Here is a 19,306-nt window from a genome sequence, read left to right as displayed (position 1 = left end):
CACAATTTGCTACTGTGCCAGAAGCGCCAGTGCAAGAGGCACCACAATTTGCTACTGCGCCAGAAGCACCAGTACAAGAAGCACCACAGTTTAATACTGCGCCAGAAGCACCAGCATTTGGCGCTCAACCAAATAGCTTCCAACAAGCGCCTCAACAACAGCCACAACCAGGATTTGGTCAACCAGCCCCAGGTCAAGGCTTCCAGCAAGCACCTTATCCAGGACAACCTCAACCAGGTCAAGCCTATTATGCACAACCTGCTCAACCAAATGCCTTTGGTCAAGCAATAAAAGGATTCTGGTCATGGTTTGTTTCTGCTTTGGTTCGACCAACAGTAGAAAATCAACCAAGAGTATTGAATGGTATTCTTCATTATGTCTTAACTGCATTTATCCTTAGCCTCTCACTTTTCTTCGTGGCGAGTGCCTTCCCTTACGCTGAAGTAGGATTTACGGCTTACTTGTTGATTGTCATTGTAACTTTCTTTACACTTTACGCCACTCAGTTAACTGGTTTCTTGGTTCGTAACCTTGTCTTGCAAGATAAAGAATACACCTACAAACGTTCATTTGATGAGTTTGCTCGCTTGTCTATCTATGCCTTGCCTGCATCCCTCATTGTCTTGATCCTTTCTCTAGTGAAGTACTTTGAAGGATTTAGCTTCCTTCTATCTTTGATCTTCGTTCTCTATTTCTTGGGCTTGCTATATACTGTTTACCAAGGTTTGAACAGAACAAAATTCAAGGCTGACAAATTCTTGTTACTCCTTGCTTCTACAGCAGTCATTCTTGTCATCTTCACCATTGTTGGCATCATTGACAGACGCATTTTAGAACAAGTATCCTTCTATATCGCTTCCTTCTTCTAATCAGATAGGGAAACGGTCATAATATCTTGTTCAACAACTATCGGATAAAAATAATTTAGGTTTTAGGAGAACAAACCGATGAACAAAAAATGGGTAGAATTATTTGAAAAAGTAATCGGTCGCAAACCTACTCCTGAAGAATTCATTGCCGGAAGAGATTCCGGCTTTGATTTTAAGGCAATCAAATCAATTGCCGGAGTAGCTATCGACCAAGTGGCGTCAGAAGTGCCAGGGCTAGGAGAGCAGGAAGTGGTAGAAGCAGTTGTAAATCCACTCCAACAGGCCTGGGAAGAGCGTTTCTTCGCCCTCTATGGACGTGCACCACTTCCAGAAGAGATTGAATCAGCTCGTAGCCAGAACTTTGAAATCGTAGAAGGACCTGCTTCAACGATTCACTTGGATGAGACCAATCAAACAACACAGGTCTTCGCGCCAGTGGAGAGTCCGTCAGAGGCTCCAGAAAGTCTGTCCCAGCCATCTGAAGCCCTAGTGCCAGTAGAAGCGCCAGAGCAAGGAGAAACTGGCAAGAAAGGCAAGAAAAAGAAAGAGAAGAAAGTCAAAAAAGAGAAAAAGGGCAAGAAAAAGAAGGTCTTCTTCTTCAGTATTTTGGCTTTGTTGGTCTTGGCCTTGTCTGGACTAGGCTATTACTTCTCAACAACTACGGGCCCACAGGTGACAGTAGACAAATTGGTCACAGCCATTGAACAAAAGGATTACCGGGAAGTGGCTAGCATCCTATCAAATGACAAGGACAAGTGGACCAAGGAAGAAGCTCAAGGCTTACTTGACTACATGACGGCTCAGAAGATCGATGTCATTTACGAATTAGATCATATCGCCCAGTCTTCAAAAACAGGGATCGTCAAGGACAAAAAACAGAATCTGCTGATTGGGATTGAGAAGGCGGATAAGAAATTCGGTATCTTCCAAGAATACCGCATCGCCACCTATCCACTTGAAGTCACAGCAACTACGAATCTAGATGATGGCAAGCTTAAGACCAGCGAAAAAGACTCGACAGTGCTCAAGAAGAACCAAACAACCAAACTTGGAAAGGTTCACTTTGCGCCACGAGACATGCAACTAGATGGTAAGACCGAAGTTGGAAAGATCTCTAGTGAGGTCAAGCTAGATCCAGCTCAAGCTTCTAAGAATAAGCTGGACTTGACCTTCAATTCTGAGAAACGTCTTCTGGAAATTGAATTCCCAGAGGAAGTCAGCAATCCAACGGATATCAAGGTAGCCGTGAATGGCAAGGAAGTCGGCACAAGTACCTTATTTGAAGTCGACGTCGTAGCCCATCAAGAAATCGAGGTCCATGCAGTCTTTAGTCTCAACAATGAGAGCTATACAACTGAAAAGGCCAAGGTTACAATCGGTGAAACTCCGGATGACGATGAAGTCATCACCTTGAAGCTTTCTAAGGATGTGGCTAAACGATTGAAAGATGCAGAAACAGCTCGTAAAGCCAAGGAAGAAGAAGCCAAGAAGGCAGAAGAGAAGAAAACTGCTATCACCTCCTTCCTCCAAGACTACCGAACAGAAATCTTCTCATCTGTCTCAAGTAGATCCAACACCTATTCCAAGTACTATGACACTTCAAGTGACGCCTACAAGGAAATGGTGGAGTGGACGACAGGTGGAGGCGTCAAGAAGGCTGAAATCGACTACTATACACCAGGTGTTTTCAACGTTCTCAGCGTTACCGAAGAGAACGGAATGATCATCGTGAAAACCCACGAAGAATATACTGTACACTATGTGACCAGCCGAAAAGATAGCCAGAGTAGCAAGGACAAGACCTACACCCTAAAACCTGTAGGGGATACTTACGTGATTACGGCTATTGCGGTCACGGCTGGTAATTAGGAGGTTTATGATGAAATTAAGCATGACAAAATGGACGCTTGCTGGCCTTATTCTTTTGAGCTTAGGTGCTTGTGGCCAACAAAAGGAATCAAAGAGTTCGACGCCAAAAGAGCCAGCTTCTAGTAAGCAAGTCGCTCAGTCGTCAGCCAGCAAAGAAACCAGTGCTTCTGAAGCAACTTCGTCTGATGATAGCAAAAAGTCAACGAAGAAGGCTGGTGAAGTCACAGTAGACAAAGGTGTTTCCTTCAATGGTTCTTATTACAGTGTCCAAGGGAAGTCTGGAGATATCGTCATCGCTAACAAGCACTATCCCTTAGCTGCAGACTACAATCCAGGTGAGGATCCAACAGCTGTTGCGGCCTTGCACGAGTTGATCGCAGCTATGCAGGCAGAAGGATATGCTATCAGCGATCAGTACAGTGGTTTCCGCAGTTATGAGACCCAGGTTGATCTTTACCAAAGTTATGTCAATCAAGACGGAGTAGCTGCAGCAGATCGCTACTCAGCTCGTCCTGGCTATAGTGAGCACCAGACAGGTCTAGCATTTGACCTCATCGATACTAGTGGCAATCTGGTCCAAGAAGCAGGTGCAAGCAAATGGTTGCTCAAGAATGCTGCTAAGTATGGCTTTATCGTCCGTTATCAAGAAGGAAAAGAAGCGAGCACAGGCTACATGCCGGAAAGCTGGCACCTTCGCTATATCGGAGAAGATGCAAAAGACGTCGCAGCTTCAGGAAAAAGCTTAGAAGAATACTTCAACTTTACCGGTGGCGACTACGAATAACAAGAAAGAGGCTGGGACAAAATTCCTAGCCTCTTTCTATGTTTATTTGGATTGTCGAGCAAGACGCAGTGGTTGAGTGGGCTCTACTACGCTGATTTCATCAGCTTTTACAGCCCTACTCAACTGTGCGGAGGTGGGACGACGAAATCGAATTCTAACGAATTACCGATTTCTGTCCCACTCTCATTTTTGTGCGGAGAAGAACAAGAAAAAACCACTGCCAAGTGGAAGTGGTTTTGATTGGTTTCTTATTTGAGACCGTATTTTTTGTTGAAACGATCCACACGTCCATCTGCTTGAGTGAACTTTTGACGTCCAGTGTAGAATGGGTGTGAGTCTGATGAAATTTCAACACGGATCAATGGGTAAGTTTCACCTTCGAATTCAACAGTCTCGTTAGAGTACTTAGTTGAACCACTAAGGAACTTATAACCAGTAGTAGTGTCCATGAAGACAACAGGGCGATATTCTGGATGGATATCTTTTTTCATTTTGCAATAATTCCTTTCTGCCATGGTCTCTTTCCGAGCCATAGATTGTTACTAAGCTAGTGTATCAAAAACAAAAGAGTTTGGCAAGGATTTTTACCAAATTTTTCGCATTTTATAAAGAAAAAAAGTGGGAGAAGCCTATCCTGTTAGGTAAGCTTTTCCCACTCTGTCTAATAGTCCTAGTAAGGAAATGTTGGACAAGTAAGATCAATAGAAATCTTTTTATTCTTGACCAGGTTCAGTAGTTGGCTGTTCTGGTTGTTGAGGTTGTTGTTGTTCTTGAGGTTGCCAAGCTTGTTGAGGTGCTTGTTGGAAGCCTTGTTGAGGCTGTTGAGGCGCTTGTTGGAAACCTTGTTGAGGTGCTTGTTGGAACCCTTGCTGAGGCTGTTGAGGCGCTTGTTGGAACCCTTGCTGAGGCTGTTGAGGTGCTTGTTGGAACCCTTGTCCTGGGGCAGGCTGACCAAACCCTTGTTGCGGTTGTTGCCATTGTTGTTGATTAGGTTGACCAAACCCTTGTTGAGGTGCTTGTTGGAACCCTTGTCCTGGAGCAGGCTGACCAAAGCCTTGTTGCGGTTGTTGCCATTGTTGTTGACCAGGTTGACCAAACCCTTGTTGAGGTGCTTGTTGGAACCCTTGTCCTGGAGCAGGCTGACCAAAGCCTTGTTGCGGTTGTTGCCATTGTTGTTGACCAGGTTGACCAAACCCTTGTTGAGGTGCTTGTTGGAACCCTTGTCCTGGAGCAGGCTGACCAAAGCCTTGTTGCGGTTGTTGCCATTGTTGTTGACCAGGTTGACCAAACCCTTGTTGAGGTGCTTGTTGGAACCCTTGTCCTGGAGCAGGCTGACCAAATCCTTGTTGAGGCGCTTGTTGGAAGCCTTGTCCTGGGGCAGGCTGACCAAATCCTTGTTGTGGTTGTTGCCATTGTTGTTGACCAGGTTGACCCGGTTGTTGTGGTGATTGGACAGATGATGCAACAGACTGTGCGAATCCTCTACTTGTTGATGCAAGTTCTTGGAATGTCCCTTTAGTGATTTTACCACCAGACATGGCAAGAAGTCCTGTGACCACAAGAGCAATACTTGCAATGACTGCAATAATCAAACCAAAACCAATAGAAAAGCCATCACCGAATTCAGATGAAGCACCCAAGACTCTAAACATAGTGATGATCGTAATTAAGCTTTCAAGAATACCGATAGCAATGACACCAATGGAAAAATTCTTGTTCATTGGTGGAGCAATGTTTGGAAGGCAAGCTAGAACGATGGCACCAATAGCTAGGACAACGATGACCCATCCAAATTCACCTCGAATTCCACTGAAAGAATAACTTCCGTAGGATCCACCATTGAATGTACTCCATGGCAAAAAGGTAGAAATGGCAGTAAGAGCTGCTGCGACGATGATAAAAATACGATGTTTATGCATAAAACGTCTCCTTTTTTTGTGATTATTATAGCATAAATAAGCTCAAACTGGAATGGAAATGTAAGAAATCGTTCACATTTTTCTAAATGTTATTAAAATTCATTCGTTTTTGTGTAAAATGAAAAAAGGCCAATCGTCTCCACTAGAAACGACTGACCTGCTTGCTTGATTTTCACTATCTATTTTGCCTTGGCAACTTCCTGTAGTTCTCGATAGATTTGCTCGTTTTCTTCTAAAGAATAAGAATTGGCTCCACTGGCGAGTGGGTGGCCTCCACCATCGTGGCGTTTTGCAATCTCATTGATCACCAGAGCCTTACTTCTCATACGGACGCGGTAGTGGCCATCAGCTTGCTCGACAAAGATAGCCCAGACGCTGACGTCTTCGATCCGACCAGGTGCTGAGACGATCGCAGCAGTCTCGGCATCTGTGATTTGGTAGTGTTTGAGAAGAACTTGAGTCAGGGTCACGCGACTAGCTCCATTTTCATCGATTTCGAGATGGTCATAGACATAGCCTTGAAGCTTGGCGATCTTAGAACTCATGCTGTCCATCTGACGAGAAAGACCTGCAAAGTCAAAGTCAAAACTACGAAGGTGGGCAACCATCTCGAAAGTCCGGCTGGTCGTCGAAGGGTAGAGGAAGCGTCCAGTGTCTCCGACAATACCAGCATAGAGGAGACGGGCTGCTTCTGGACTGATCTCAAGCTCTTGTTCAAGAGCGAAGAGGGTGATAAGCTCGCTCGTAGAGCTTGAATCTGTATCTACCCAGAGGAGATCTCCGTAGGCATCGTCGTTTGGATGATGGTCGATCTTGATCAGAAAATCGCCACTTGTGTAGCGTTTGTCATCGATGCGAGGGGTGTTGGCAGTATCGCAGACAATGACCAGGGCACCTGCATAGTCCTCATCAGTTACAGTATCCATGCTAGCCATCCAAGCAAGAGTCGGTTCGTCATAGCCGGTAGCTAGGACTCTTTTATCTGGGAAGTTGGTCTGGATGATTTCTTTCAAACCAACCTGGCTTCCAATCGCGTCAGGATCCGGATTCGTATGACGGTGAAGGATAATGGTATCGTAGTGATTGATTTTCTCTAAAATGTCCTGTGTAATCTGCATATAGTACCTCATTTAATTCTCTTTCAATTTTAGCATAAGGAGGGCATTTGGAAAAGAAAAAGGTTGTCTAGCCACAGGTGGACAATTTCCGAACAATGCTAGGCTCCCAGTACTTGACTATGCAAAATGCGCGCGAAAGTGGTATAATGTCATAAGATTATTATTTGGAGGGAATTATGACATTAGCAAAGATTGTTTTTGCAAGTATGACAGGAAATACAGAAGAGATTGCTGATATCGTTGCAGATAAGTTTCGTGATCTTGGTGTCGAAGTAGAAGTCGACGAATGTACAACAGTAGACGCAGAGGACTTTCTTGAAGCTGATATTGCAGTCGTAGCGACCTATACCTACGGTGATGGTGAGCTTCCTGACGAAATCGTAGACTTTTATGAAGACTTAGCGGGTCTTGACTTGAATGGTAAGATCTACGGTGTTGTTGGATCCGGTGATACCTTCTACGACGAGTTCTGTAAGGCAGTTGATGATTTTGATCGTGTTTTTGCAGCGACTGGTGCGGTTAAAGGTTCTGAATGTGTCAAGGTAGACTTGTCAGCTGAAGATGAAGATATTGAAAAATTAGAAGCTTTTGCAGAAGAAGTCGTAGCAAAAGTAGGCTAATCCATAGCTAAGAAAGGTGTTTGCATGTGGCAGGCACTTTTTTTATGGATGAAAACCTTCAATAGCTGGATAGGGCTAGTAAGATTGCCCGATTTTTGATAAAATGGGTAGCAAAAAGTGAGGAGGCCAGTGTATGGAACTAGAGAAGATTCGCCAAGAGATTGATAGCATTGATAAAGAATTGGTCCGTCTATTAGAACGCCGGATGCACTGTGTGGAAGACGTCATTCGCTACAAAGAAACCCACCAAAATCCAGTCTTGGACCGGGCTAGAGAAGAAGAGGTCTTAGCCAATGTAGCCAGCTTGGTCCAGGAAAAACGCTATGAAGAGACCATCCTTGCTACTTATCGGGACTTGATGAAGCGCTCCAGAGGCTACCAGGCCGATCAGTTAGATGCGGACTAGGGTGCTGAGATGACGATGAGTAAAAGAACCTTAGTGTATACCCTAGATGCCCTCATGATCGGTGCGATCGTTGGGGTGATTGATACCCTCTTTGGCCGTGTCTTGATCGGGATTGGAGAAGTTCGTACAGATTATCTACTCTATCTCTTGCCCTTTCTGGCTCTAGCAGGTATCTTGATTACCTATCTCAATCGCAACTATGGGGGCAAGAGTCAAAAAGGGATGGAGCTCCTCTTTGAAGTGGGTGAGGGAAAGGAGAAAAACATTCCCAAGCGCTTGATCCCCTTGACTATCCTCTCTACCTGGATGACGCATCTCTTTGGTGGATCTGCTGGTCGCGAAGGAGTGGCGGTCCAGCTAGGTGGGACGGTCGCCCATGCTCTACGAAGAGAGGGACTTGGCCCAAACGCTTCACGGATCTATTTGGTCACTGGGATGGCAGCCGGCTTCGGCGGGCTCTTTCAGACGCCTCTAGCTGCCATCTTCTTTGCTATGGAGGTCCTAGTGGTTGGGAGATTGGAGTGGCGGGCTCTCTATCCTGCGACCATTGCAGCCTTTGTCGCTAGCTGGACATCTCACACCTTGGGGCTAGAGAAGTTCACTCAGGTCATTTCAGACAAGCTCTCCCTATCGCCTCACGTATTCTTGCAGTTGCTGGTCTTAGGAGTCATCTTTGGTCTGACAGGTAAGCTCTTTGCCTATCTTTTGGGGCAGTTAAAAACTAGCTTTGCCAAGACCTTTGCCAATCCTTATGTGCTGATCGGAGTGGTCGGTCTCGGTCTGAGTATTCTCTTGTATCTGATTGGAACAGGTCGCTATACAGGACTGGGGACCAACCTGATCTCTCAAAGCTTTGCGGGAGCTGATAGCAAGAGCTTGATCACTGGGGCAGACTGGATCCTCAAGCTCCTCTTTACGGTAACGACCATTGCTGCAGGCTATAAGGGAGGAGAAGTGACCCCGCTCTTTTCTATCGGGGCAAGTCTAGGTGTCTGGCTAGCTCCTTTCTTTGGACTGCCGGTTTATCTGGTAGCGTCCTTGGGCTATGCAGCAGTCTTCGCCGGGGCAACCTCGACGACCATTGGTCCCATTTTGATCGGGTGTGAGGTCTTTGGTTTCCAGCATTGGCCAGCCTTTCTCCTAGTCTGTTTGGTCGCTACGCGTCTTTTTCCAGCCTTGTCTATCTATGGTGGACAAAAAGTTGCGAAAAAGTTGCAATAATCCTTTACAAACGGATATTCTTTTGGTATTATAAACTTTGTGCGTAATGGAAGCACAAAAATACAGTTTATCCGCTGAGGGAGGTCCCTCAAGATTGACGAAGATAGGAGAATAAAATGAATCCATTAATCCAAAGCTTGACTGAAGGTCAACTTCGTACTGATATCCCTGCATTCCGTCCAGGTGACACTGTTCGTGTACACGCGAAAGTTGTCGAAGGAACTCGTGAACGTATCCAGATCTTTGAAGGCGTTGTTATCGCTCGTAAAGGTCAAGGACACACTGAAATGTACACTGTTCGTAAAATCTCTAACGGTGTCGGTGTTGAACGTACATTCCCAGTACACACTCCACGTGTAGAAAAGATTGAAGTTGTACGTTACGGTAAAGTACGTCGTGCGAAATTGTACTACCTTCGTGCATTGCAAGGTAAAGCAGCTCGTATTAAAGAAATCCGTCGTTAAGACGAACAAGGAGGCGGGAGTGATCTCGCTTCTTTTTTTATAGGTCCCCTTAGTTCAATGGATATAACAACTCCCTCCTAAGGAGTAGTTGCTGGTTCGATTCCGGCAGGGGACAGAAATAGAAAAGAAAACACTGAAGATTCAGTGTTTTTTTGTTGGTTTATGGAAGGATGGATCATGGGGAAAGTGCTTGTATGGTATAATAGTGGAAAATGAGAACATTGATTTTTAAGGTAGTCCTATCATTTTGGAATACCAAATTAAAAGATTATGAGTGCTCTACAAGTTTAGTCTGAAAGGGATAAAGAAAAGGGAGTAGAATGAAAATTTCTGGTACAAGGTCTATCATCACATTTGACTATGAAAATGGCTATGTTTTAAAAGCAGAGGGAGAGTTGTTGATTGATGGTAGCTTTATTGTATATAGGTCAAGCATACAGAATTGGGAGCCACCTTACAACCACATTCCTATCACACAGAACGAGATAGATAAACTTGTCGAGGAAGTGAACTCCATGATGACTGAGCAGACAATACAGATCGAATTTATCTGAGTTAGAGTAGGAGAAGGATGATGAAAATTGATTACAGTGAATGGATGGTTATATGGGGATGGGATGGTTGTGTAATAAAGATAGAACTATCAGATATCATTCATGCGGAATATAATAAAGATGAGAACATTGTTATCGTCTATAGTGGAGAAAACTTTGTAACCAAAATCATTTTCTACTTTAGTTTAGAAGGAAAATTGATAGGGCAACAAAATCTGATAGAAGGAACCCTAGATTGGAATCATAATGGTCAACACCAGATTGGTTTCCCTCATTTACATCATCTTCGATTTAGTCCTAAATATCAGCGTATCTTCAGTATATTTCGCTCATCCAGCGATTTTGACGTTCCGTCAGAACTAGAGATTTATAATTTAGAAGGTGAGAGAATCGACCAAATTGAATCTCCTATAGGATATACAATGATGTATATTTCTGAGATAAGTAAAGAGAAACTGAGAATTGTCTGTGAGGCTCTTAAAGAGGATTGTTTTGATAAATTTGGTCGAAGGGATTTCTATTTTGATGTGGAGTTAGAAAATAGAAAATGGGTAAAAGATGGCATTGCCTATTGAGGAAGAGAAAAAGAAGCCTGATTTAATGATATTCTGGTTGAGAGAATAACTTGCACTAGGAGAATACAAATGAAACCAACCAACCTAGAATGGGAAGATGTCATCCAGTTTGAAGAAGTAAAAGGTTATGGTCAGCACATTTGGAGAGATGGCAATAATCTTTATTACGTTACTGAGGAGGGAGGAATTGCCCCTCAGCGAGTGGTTTATGAATTACCAAATGAGTTATTTGCCTTACTGGAAAGTGGGGAGAGAACGCTAAGCGAAGTATCTTGGAAGATTCAGAACGATCGTTGGCCACCGACGGAAGAAGAAAAGAAAGCTAGTGAGAAACAATTTATATTAAAAGGCTTAACTCCTTTAATAGCTAGTCCTAAGAGTTGGGAATTATTTACTCAGGAAGAGCTTGAAAGATTAATTCCGCTTGCTGAACAAAAATGGATTGACTGGAGAGGCAAACTTCCAGATGATTATGTATCACCATTGAAATAACTTATGGGGAAAATAGAAAGGGTTTATTTTTAAATGAATCAGATAAAGGGGAATGGATTTATTATAACTGAAGAAAACGGTAATTATACAATGTCTTGGATGACGGGAGGTTTTCAAGATAGAGAAGTTACTTATCCAGTTAGTAAAGAATTAGTGGACAAGGCTTTAAGGTCAGAACAGGATGCTTATGAGGTTGAGTTATTCTTACAAACTGGAGAATGGGTGACTAAAGAAAGTAAAGAAGTAGCCAGACAAAATTATTTTAGATCCTCACCAGTTCGTATTTTAGTAAATCCATCATCTATTAAACGGTTGTTTTCCAATCAAGAATTTGAAGAACTGTTACAAAAAGCAATTTCCTCAGAGCTCAAACCAACTGAACTTGATGCAATTGGTAAAGTTGATAATAATATTATTCTAAAAATGGATTTAATAGAATAGGAGAAGGCTATGAGATAAAGAGATAAATGGGAAGATGATTCAAATCAGTATAGAAGATATAATCTTAAACAAAAGATAAATTCAGTTATCTTAGGTCTAGCAATAGGTGATGCACTGGGAGTCCCTGTAGAGTTCAGAGATAGAGATACCTATCATATTTCAGATATGGTGGGTTATGGAACCTATAATCAACCAGCTGGTACCTGGTCAGATGATACTTCTTTATCCTTAGCACTTATTGAACACCTATGTGAGGATTCTGATTTGAATGGGTTGATGGATAAATTTGTAGATTATCGTCAGGGCTACCTCACACCTTTTGGATATTGTTTTGATATTGGTATTTCGACTAATCAGGCGATTGATCGGTATTTAGCAGGAGTTTCTCCAGAGAAATGCGGAGGGACTGGTGAGAGAGAGAATGGCAATGGAGCCCTGATGAGGATATCTCCCTTAGCTTTGCTCTTATATGAAAACTTTGATTTTAGTTATAGATCAAAAATAATTGAGGAATATACTAAGCTGACCCATGCTCATCCAAGATCTATTGTCGCGTCTATTCTTTATGTCCAGCTTTTAATCGGTTTTCTTCTTAACATCCGTTTAGAAAAATTACTTTGTCAATCAAAACCTTATTTTGAAGATTACTTCAAGAAGAAGCCAGAATACTGGGAAGAGTATCATGAACATTTTAGTGAAATATTTGATAGAGAATTTTATCAAAAATCTAGGGAAGATATTGTTTCTACAGGCTATGTTGTTGATACCTTGAAGGCTTGTCTCTGGTGTTTGGGTACAACAGAGAGTTTTGAAGAAGCTGTTCTAAAAGCTGTTAATCTTGGAGGGGATACCGATACCATCGGTGCCATTACAGGTACCTTGGCTGGAGCCCACTATCAACTGGAAGGCATCCCAGAAAAATGGATTCAACAACTGGCTAATAGAGAATTGATTGACGAAAAGTGTCGGCAATTACTGGAACACTTATATAAACAATCAAAATAGTTCTTATTATTGGGCAACAATCAGAACAAGATTCTTCATCGCAAGTTTTAGCAGCAGCAAGCATTCTCTATTCCCCGTAGCCATTTATTGTTTTTTTAAGCTTTTATTGTTACAATATCCATATAGACAAAAAGACTGGATTTCCAGCCTTTTTAATTGTTTTAAAGAAAGGTTTTTTATGAAACGCAAATCGATTTTGTTTCTATTTTTATTCTTGTTCTCGATTGGTCTGGCCTATGAGACGCAGTCTATCACAGCTGGTTGGATGACAGGCAGTCAGTATGGGATCATTGGTATCTCCGTCCTCTTGCTCCTAGTATACGCGATTCCTGCTATTTGGGCTCTCTTTCATTTCGCCAAGAAGTGGAAGTTGTCCTGGATTCCGGTTCTTTTTTCTCTCCTAGGTGGGGGCTTTATCGCAGGTTGGTTATCTAGTTTTGCCAATACCTATTTCCATGAGATGATTCAAGCGGTAGCGCCAAATAGCGATTTTTGGAACCAGTATGAGAGTGCCATCGCAGGACCACTCTTTGAGGAACCCTTCAAGTTGATTCCGATCTTCTTTGTCCTCTACTTGTTCAATGTACGTAGGATCAAATCCATCTTCCTTTTAGCGATTGCATCTGGTCTTGGTTTCCAGATTGTGGAGGACTTTGCCTATATCCGTCAAGACATGCCAGAAGGTTTTTCTTACGCAGTATCTGGTATCCTAGGTCGGATTATGAATGGGGTCGTATCACACTGGGTCTACACAGCCCTCTTCATGGTGGGTCTCTACTTGATCCTTCAAGCGACAAAAGGTCGCAAGGAGTTGATGCTGACGGGTTGGTTCTATTTTGTATCTGGTTTTGGCCTTCACTTTGTCGGCAATTCACCATTTGGTCAAATCGAGACAGAACTCCCTCTCGCCATTCCATTCTTGACAGCAGTAGGACTCTTCTTGGTCTACCAAGCCTACCTCACTGTTCAAAGTCTGGACCAAGGAAATTAAGAATAGAAAAATCGTATGTTTGCAACATACGATTTTTTTGATGGTTATTTTCCAAGACAGAACTGGCTGAAGAGTTGGGTGATTAGCTCGTCTGGAGCAGCGTCTCCTGTGATCTCTCCAAGGATTTCCCAAGTACGGGTCAGATCGACTTGGAGCAGGTCCACTGGCATGCCCATAGCCAGGCCTTCGTTGACGGCTTGGAGGCTTTCAACGGCTTTCTCAATGAGAGAGATGTGGCGGGCATTGGACAGGTAAGTAGCATCTTGCTCGATCAGGCCAGCATTTTCAAAGAAGAGGGCATTGATCCGGTCTTCGATCTGGTTGATATTTTGGTTTTTCAGGACGGAAATTTTGATATGATCGGCAGGAATCTCGTCCAACTCGATTTGTTGCGGGAGGTCGACCTTGTTGAGGAGGATGATGCGGTTGCTATCTTGGGAGATTTCCAGCAACTGGCGATCCTGATCGGTCAAGGGTTCACTGGCGTTGAGGACCAGAAGGACCAGATCAGCTTCCTTGAGGGCTTTGCGAGAGCGCTCCACCCCGATGCGTTCGACAATGTCCTCGGTCTCGCGGATCCCAGCCGTATCGACCAGCTTGAGGGGCACCCCGTTGATGTTGACGTATTCCTCGATGACGTCTCGGGTGGTCCCTTCGATATCGGTTACGATGGCTTTTTCCTCACGCAGGAGGTTGTTAAGAAGGCTAGACTTACCGACGTTTGGCCGGCCGATGATAGCAGTAGAGATCCCTTCGCGGAGGATCTTGCCCCGGCGAGCTGTCTTGAGGAGATTGGTCAAGAGGGCTTCAAACTCAGTCGTCTTCTCACGGATGATCTCAGTCGTTGCTTCCTCGACATCGTCGTACTCAGGATAGTCGATGTTGACTTCGACCTGAGCCAGGGTATTGAGGATCTCTTGGCGCGTGTTGTTGATGAGATCAGAGAGGGATCCATCCAACTGTTTGACAGCGATGTTCATAGCCTTGTCAGTCTTGGCGCGGATAATATCCATGACCGCCTCAGCCTGGGTCAAATCGACACGACCATTGAGGAAGGCCCGCTTGGTAAATTCCCCTGGTTCAGCTAATCGAGCGCCTTCGCGGATCACCAATTGCAGGATTTCGTTGGTCACCGCGATCCCACCGTGAGTGTTGATCTCGATGATGTCTTCGCGAGTGAAGGTCTTAGGAGAGCGCATGGCTCCAACCATGACTTCGTCGAGGATCTCATCCTTATCTGGATCCACGATATGGCCGTAGTTGAGGGTATGGCTAGCCACGCTGGTCAAGTCTTTACCCTTGAAGATTTTTTGTGCGATTTTAAAGCTATCCGTTCCGCTTAGGCGGACAATTCCGATAGCCCCCTCACCGAGCGGAGTCGAGATCGCGGCGATAGTATCAAATTCTCTAGTAATCATGTATCTTCTCTTTTCCTGTGTATTCCCTTCTATTCTATCGTAAACTAGCAAGAGGGGCAAGATATTGCTTTTAGAAGGAGAAGTTGAAAAGGTTTTCAGTTAACTAGTGAAATCTGTCGGCCAATATGCTATACTAAATATGAATAGAAATGGAGGTCTATGATGGTAAACCTAAAAGAACAGGTAGGGATTAAGGCGGCTGAGTTTGTTACTGACGGCATGATTGTCGGTCTTGGTACAGGGTCAACTGCTTATTATTTTGTGGCTGAATTGGGACGTCGCATCAAGGAAGAAGGCTTGAAGATTACTGCTGTAACGACCTCAAGCGTGACCTATGAACAGGCAGAAGGCTTGGGAATTCCTCTCAAAGCCATTGATGATGTAGAAGTGGTAGACTTGACCGTAGATGGTGCGGATGAAGTAGACCCTGCTTTGAACGGCATCAAAGGTGGGGGCGGTGCTCTCTTGATGGAGAAAATCGTTGCGACCAACTCAAAAGACTGCATCTGGATTGTCGATGAGTCTAAACAAGTGGAGACGCTTGGTGCCTTTAAACTGCCGGTAGAAGTGGTTCAATACGGAGCAGAGAATCTTTTCCGTCATTTTGAAAAGAAGGGCTATTCACCAGCTTATCGTGAAAAAGATGGCCAGCGCTTTGTGACCGACCAAGGGAACTTTATCATTGATTTGGATTTGAAAGTGATCCCAGATGCTGAAGCCTTGGCAGAAGAGTTGGACCGGACTGTCGGTGTTGTCGACCATGGTCTTTTCTTAGGAATGGTTTCCAAAGTCATCGTTGGGACACCAGAAGGTCCAAAAATCATTAGCAAATCACTTTAAAAAGGGCATTTTGTCCTTTTTTCTACGGATATGAAACTTATTTATAAAATTTTATATGAAAGCGTTACATTTTCAAAAATTTGTGTTATACTGTATTCAGTTTAAATTATAAAGGAGACATTCAAAATGCCAAAATTTAATCGTATGCATTTAGTTGTATTGGATTCAGTAGGGATCGGAGCAGCTCCAGATGCTAATAACTTTGTCAATGCCGGTGTACCTGATGGCGCATCTGACACACTTGGACACATTTCAAAAGCAGTTGGTTTGAATGTACCAAACATGGCAAAGCTAGGTCTTGGAAATATTCCGCGTGAACAACCCTTAAAGACTGTACCTGCTGAGAGCAATCCAACTGGTTACGCAACGAAGTTAGAAGAAGTCTCTCTTGGAAAAGATACCATGACAGGTCACTGGGAAATCATGGGCCTTAATATTACAGAACCCTTTGATACTTTCTGGAATGGATTCCCAGAAGAAATTATTACTAAGATTGAAGAATTCTCAGGTCGTAAGGTCATCCGCGAAGCTAACAAACCTTATTCTGGTACGGCGGTAATCGATGACTTTGGACCACGTCAAATTGAAACAGGCGAGTTGATCATCTATACATCAGCTGACCCAGTTCTTCAAATCGCAGCCCACGAAGACATCATTCCTTTGGATGAACTCTACCGTATCTGTGAATACGCTCGTTCTATCACATTGGAACGTCCAGCTCTTCTTGGACGGATCATTGCTCGCCCTTATGTTGGAGAGCCAGGAAACTTCACACGTACGGCTAACCGTCGTGACTTGGCCGTTTCACCATTTGCGCCAACTGTTTTGGACAAATTGAACGAAGCTGGTATCGATACTTACTCAGTTGGTAAGATCAGTGATATCTTCAATGGTGCTGGTATCAACCACGATATGGGTCACAACAAATCAAACAGCCACGGTATTGACAACTTGATCAAGGCTATGAAATCAGAAGACTTTAAACATGGCTTCTCATTCACTAACTTGGTAGACTTCGATGCCCTTTATGGACACCGTCGTGATCCACACGGTTACCGTGATTGCTTGCATGAGTTCGATGAGCGCTTACCTGAAATCATCGCTGCTATGAAAGAAGATGATCTCTTGATGATCACGGCTGACCACGGAAACGACCCTACATACGCTGGTACTGACCATACGCGTGAGTACATCCCGTTCTTGGCTTACAGCCCATCCTTCAAAGGTAGTGGCTTGATCCCAGTTGGACACTTTGCGGATATCTCAGCTACAGTGGCGGACAACTTCGGTGTGGAGAAAGCCATGATCGGTGAAAGCTTCTTAGATAAATTGGTCTAAGATGACGCGATTTGCCTTACTCGTAAGAGGAATCAATGTTGGCGGTAAGAATAAGGTAGCCATGGAGGATCTGCGTCAACAATTGACCGCGCTGGGCCTCAGCCAGGTGGAAACCTACATCAATAGTGGCAATATCTTTTTTACGACGGATCTTTCGCGGTCTCAGTTAGTGGAGGGGCTGTCGACCTTCTTTGAGAACCACTATCCCTTTATTGAGCGCTTTTCTCTCCTGAGTCGAGAAGACTATGAAGCAGAATGTGCGAGCTTGCCGGAATGGTGGTCAAAAGAGATGGCTCGTAAGGATGTCCTCTTTTACACCGAGGGCTTGGGTAGGGAATCCGTAGAAGAGAAGTTGCTTGCTTTAGATTTGGGAGAAGAAGTGCTCCACTTTGGCAAGCTAGCGGTTTTCTGGGGGAAATTCTCAGAAGCAAGCTATGCTAAAACGGCCTACCACAAACATCTGATGAAGATGCCTTTCTATCGCCAGATGACTATTCGCAACGCCAATACCTTTGACAAAATCGGTACATTACTTAAGAAATAATAGGAGGAACACAATGACATTATTAGCAAAAATCAATGAAACAGCAGCATTTTTGAAGGGCAAAGGAATCGAAGCTCCTGAGTTCGGTTTGATCCTTGGATCAGGTCTTGGAGAATTGGCTGAAGAAATCGAAAATGCAGTCGTAGTAGACTACTCTGACATTCCAAACTGGGGTCAATCCACAGTAGTCGGACACGCTGGTAAATTGGTTTATGGTGATCTAGCTGGACGTAAAGTCTTGGCCCTTCAAGGTCGTTTCCACTTCTACGAAGGAAACCCATTGGAAGTGGTGACTTTCCCAGTTCGTGTCATGAAAGTTTTGGGATGTGAAGGAGTGCTTGTAACCAACGCTGCTGGAGGTATCGGCTTCGGTCCTGGTACCTTGATGGCTATTACTGACCACATCAATATGACAGGTCAAAACCCATTGATCGGTGAAAACTTGGATGACTTTGGTCCACGCTTCCCAGATATGTCCAAAGCTTACACTCCAGAATACCGCGAGACTGCTCATCAAGTAGCTGACAAATTGGGAATTAAACTGGATGATGGGGTTTATATTGGTGTGACAGGTCCAACTTATGAAACTCCAGCTGAAATCCGTGCGTATAAGACTCTTGGTGCAGATGCTGTCGGTATGTCTACTGTTCCTGAAGTCATTATTGCTGCTCACTCTGGTTTGAAAGTTCTTGGTATTTCATGCATTACTAACTTTGCAGCTGGTTTCCAAGAAGAGCTCAACCACGAAGAAGTCGTAGAAGTGACAGAACGTGTCAAAGGTGACTTTAAAGGATTGCTAAAAGCGATTCTTGCTGAATTGTAAGAACCTTGGAAAGAATTGTGAGATCCATTCAAACAATTCCCTATAAACGAAGACTGGTCCTAGCAGCTTGTCTGCTAGGGCTTGTTTCGGGTTTAGCGGGTATCCTGCTTCATTACCTTTTAGAGTTAGTGGAAGGATTGGCTTTTGGTCGTTCAGAGCACCAGTCTGGCTTCTTGACGGATGGAGTGGCGCCTTCACGGATTTGGCTCAGTCTGTTTCTTGTTGGTGCCAGCTCAGCCTTGGTCTGGTATCTCCTACAGCGAAAGGGAAACATTCTTTCTATCAAGGGCCAGATGAAGGAGGAGCCTTCCCTTCATCGTGTTCATTTCTGGAAGCAGATACTCCATTCCACCTGGCAAATCATTGCCGTAGGAGCTGGTGCACCAGTTGGAAAAGAAGGGTCACCACGGGAGATTGGGGCCTTGTTGGCATCTCCCCTTGGACGAGTACTAGACTTATCGTTTCAGGACCGCATGTTTCTGATTGCTTGCGGGGCTGGCGCAGGCTTGGCAGCGGTCTACCAAGTGCCACTAACCAGTGTCTTTTTTATCTTTGAAACCTTGGGGCTTGCATTTTCGCTTAAACGCTTTTTCTTGGCGGGGATTTCAACTTATGTGGCTGCTTATACGGCAGGGTTGATCATTTCAGACAGAGCCCTCTATCAAGTGCCTGAAATAACTTGGTCACCTACTGTCTTATGGCAGATGCTTATTGGAATAGTCATCCTTACTCCAGTCGCCTGGCTCTTTGCCCGTTTCACAAAGAAGGCATCCATTTATCGAATTAAGGACAAACGAATTCTCATCACTTTGCCATTAGCATTTGTTTTCCTAGCTGGTCTAGCAAGCTTTCAGCCCCACCTGCTTGGAAATGGGCGGATGATGGCTCAGGAGATTCTCAATGGGGCCACATGGCAGACGATTCTTGTCCTGTTTACCCTAAAAGCTCTAGTAGTTCTAATCATCCTATGGGCCGGTACCTATGGAGGGACTCTGACGCCTTCCTTTGCCCTGGG

Annotated in this window: 22 protein-coding genes and 1 tRNA gene; 19 read left to right on the top strand and 4 right to left on the bottom strand. The window is 44.2% G+C overall.

The window, feature by feature from the left end:
* The 3 genes from ACLOR3_RS04680 to ldcB form a co-directional block, all read left to right on the top strand.
* A partial coding sequence (locus tag ACLOR3_RS04680) for a DUF6574 domain-containing protein (protein ID WP_412037028.1) occupies window positions 1–869 on the top strand: 869 nt, incomplete at its 5' end.
* 78 nt (window positions 870–947) lie between these two features.
* Window positions 948–2,738 (top strand): TcaA second domain-containing protein, encoded by a 1,791-nt coding sequence (locus tag ACLOR3_RS04675; RefSeq protein ID WP_411400257.1) that lies wholly within the window; start codon window positions 948–950, stop codon window positions 2,736–2,738.
* A 10-nt stretch (window positions 2,739–2,748) separates the two neighbouring features.
* Window positions 2,749–3,522, top strand: a complete 774-nt coding sequence (ldcB, locus tag ACLOR3_RS04670) for an LD-carboxypeptidase LdcB/DacB (protein ID WP_411400416.1) — start codon at window positions 2,749–2,751, stop codon at window positions 3,520–3,522.
* A 248-nt stretch (window positions 3,523–3,770) separates the two neighbouring features.
* Here ldcB and ACLOR3_RS04665 read toward each other — a convergent pair whose 3' ends face one another.
* From ACLOR3_RS04665 to ACLOR3_RS04655, 3 genes are all read right to left on the bottom strand, one after another.
* Window positions 3,771–4,013: a type B 50S ribosomal protein L31 gene (locus ACLOR3_RS04665; RefSeq protein ID WP_023023047.1), complete on the bottom strand. Its 243-nt coding sequence runs from the start codon at window positions 4,011–4,013 to the stop codon at window positions 3,771–3,773.
* A 222-nt stretch (window positions 4,014–4,235) separates the two neighbouring features.
* Window positions 4,236–5,441, bottom strand: coding sequence for a hypothetical protein (locus ACLOR3_RS04660; protein ID WP_412037027.1), 1,206 nt, complete (start codon window positions 5,439–5,441; stop codon window positions 4,236–4,238).
* Between the two features lie 179 nt (window positions 5,442–5,620).
* Window positions 5,621–6,559: a DHH family phosphoesterase gene (locus tag ACLOR3_RS04655; protein ID WP_411400259.1), complete on the bottom strand. Its 939-nt coding sequence runs from the start codon at window positions 6,557–6,559 to the stop codon at window positions 5,621–5,623.
* A 176-nt stretch (window positions 6,560–6,735) separates the two neighbouring features.
* Here ACLOR3_RS04655 and ACLOR3_RS04650 point away from each other — a divergent pair, with 176 nt between their 5' ends.
* The 11 genes from ACLOR3_RS04650 to ACLOR3_RS04600 all read left to right on the top strand — a co-directional run bounded on the left by ACLOR3_RS04650 (window position 6,736) and on the right by ACLOR3_RS04600 (window position 13,328).
* Entirely contained in the window at window positions 6,736–7,179 is a 444-nt protein-coding gene (locus ACLOR3_RS04650) for a flavodoxin (RefSeq protein WP_023026746.1), read from the top strand.
* Between the two features lie 133 nt (window positions 7,180–7,312).
* Complete coding sequence (locus ACLOR3_RS04645) at window positions 7,313–7,585, top strand: chorismate mutase (protein ID WP_048689907.1); 273 nt, start codon at window positions 7,313–7,315, stop codon at window positions 7,583–7,585.
* A 9-nt stretch (window positions 7,586–7,594) separates the two neighbouring features.
* Complete coding sequence (locus tag ACLOR3_RS04640; RefSeq protein WP_411400260.1) at window positions 7,595–8,806, top strand: chloride channel protein; 1,212 nt, start codon at window positions 7,595–7,597, stop codon at window positions 8,804–8,806.
* Between the two features lie 116 nt (window positions 8,807–8,922).
* Window positions 8,923–9,270, top strand: a complete 348-nt coding sequence (gene rplS, locus ACLOR3_RS04635; RefSeq protein ID WP_003016418.1) for a 50S ribosomal protein L19 — start codon at window positions 8,923–8,925, stop codon at window positions 9,268–9,270.
* A gap of 43 nt (window positions 9,271–9,313) precedes the next feature.
* A tRNA-Arg gene (locus ACLOR3_RS04630) sits at window positions 9,314–9,385 on the top strand.
* A gap of 205 nt (window positions 9,386–9,590) precedes the next feature.
* Window positions 9,591–9,824, top strand: a complete 234-nt coding sequence (locus tag ACLOR3_RS04625) for an Imm74 family immunity protein (RefSeq protein WP_129822124.1) — start codon at window positions 9,591–9,593, stop codon at window positions 9,822–9,824.
* A 17-nt stretch (window positions 9,825–9,841) separates the two neighbouring features.
* Entirely contained in the window at window positions 9,842–10,399 is a 558-nt protein-coding gene (locus ACLOR3_RS04620) for a hypothetical protein (protein ID WP_411400261.1), read from the top strand.
* Between the two features lie 69 nt (window positions 10,400–10,468).
* Window positions 10,469–10,891, top strand: a complete 423-nt coding sequence (locus ACLOR3_RS04615) for a hypothetical protein (RefSeq protein WP_411400262.1) — start codon at window positions 10,469–10,471, stop codon at window positions 10,889–10,891.
* Window positions 10,892–10,924: 33 nt separating this feature from the next.
* Complete coding sequence (locus ACLOR3_RS04610) at window positions 10,925–11,332, top strand: hypothetical protein (RefSeq protein ID WP_411400263.1); 408 nt, start codon at window positions 10,925–10,927, stop codon at window positions 11,330–11,332.
* Window positions 11,333–11,407: 75 nt separating this feature from the next.
* A complete protein-coding gene (locus ACLOR3_RS04605) occupies window positions 11,408–12,337 on the top strand; it encodes an ADP-ribosylglycohydrolase family protein (RefSeq protein ID WP_412037048.1) in 930 nt (309 codons plus the stop codon).
* A 178-nt stretch (window positions 12,338–12,515) separates the two neighbouring features.
* Window positions 12,516–13,328 (top strand): PrsW family glutamic-type intramembrane protease, encoded by an 813-nt coding sequence (locus tag ACLOR3_RS04600; RefSeq protein WP_411400264.1) that lies wholly within the window; start codon window positions 12,516–12,518, stop codon window positions 13,326–13,328.
* A gap of 44 nt (window positions 13,329–13,372) precedes the next feature.
* Here the strand turns inward: ACLOR3_RS04600 and mnmE are convergent, their stop codons facing one another.
* Window positions 13,373–14,746: a tRNA uridine-5-carboxymethylaminomethyl(34) synthesis GTPase MnmE gene (gene mnmE / locus ACLOR3_RS04595; RefSeq protein WP_411400265.1), complete on the bottom strand. Its 1,374-nt coding sequence runs from the start codon at window positions 14,744–14,746 to the stop codon at window positions 13,373–13,375.
* Window positions 14,747–14,908: 162 nt separating this feature from the next.
* Between mnmE and rpiA the strand changes: the two genes are divergently transcribed.
* The 5 genes from rpiA to ACLOR3_RS04570 form a co-directional block, all read left to right on the top strand.
* Window positions 14,909–15,586, top strand: coding sequence for a ribose-5-phosphate isomerase RpiA (gene rpiA / locus ACLOR3_RS04590; protein ID WP_040803071.1), 678 nt, complete (start codon window positions 14,909–14,911; stop codon window positions 15,584–15,586).
* 126 nt (window positions 15,587–15,712) lie between these two features.
* Window positions 15,713–16,924 carry a phosphopentomutase gene (locus ACLOR3_RS04585; protein ID WP_411400266.1) on the top strand — a complete coding sequence of 404 codons (1,212 nt, stop codon included), beginning with the start codon at window positions 15,713–15,715 and terminating at the stop codon, window positions 16,922–16,924.
* Between the two features lies 1 nt (window position 16,925).
* Window positions 16,926–17,468 carry a DUF1697 domain-containing protein gene (locus ACLOR3_RS04580; protein WP_411400268.1) on the top strand — a complete coding sequence of 181 codons (543 nt, stop codon included), beginning with the start codon at window positions 16,926–16,928 and terminating at the stop codon, window positions 17,466–17,468.
* A gap of 13 nt (window positions 17,469–17,481) precedes the next feature.
* Window positions 17,482–18,291: a purine-nucleoside phosphorylase gene (locus tag ACLOR3_RS04575; protein WP_123159244.1), complete on the top strand. Its 810-nt coding sequence runs from the start codon at window positions 17,482–17,484 to the stop codon at window positions 18,289–18,291.
* A 5-nt stretch (window positions 18,292–18,296) separates the two neighbouring features.
* Window positions 18,297–19,306, top strand: a 1,010-nt coding sequence (locus ACLOR3_RS04570) for a chloride channel protein (RefSeq protein ID WP_412037026.1), incomplete at its 3' end; no start/stop codon positions are given.

This window comes from Streptococcus intestinihominis, assembly GCF_046824975.1.
GTDB lineage: Bacteria > Bacillota > Bacilli > Lactobacillales > Streptococcaceae > Streptococcus.
This window is presented reverse-complemented; position numbering and strand designations above follow the sequence as displayed.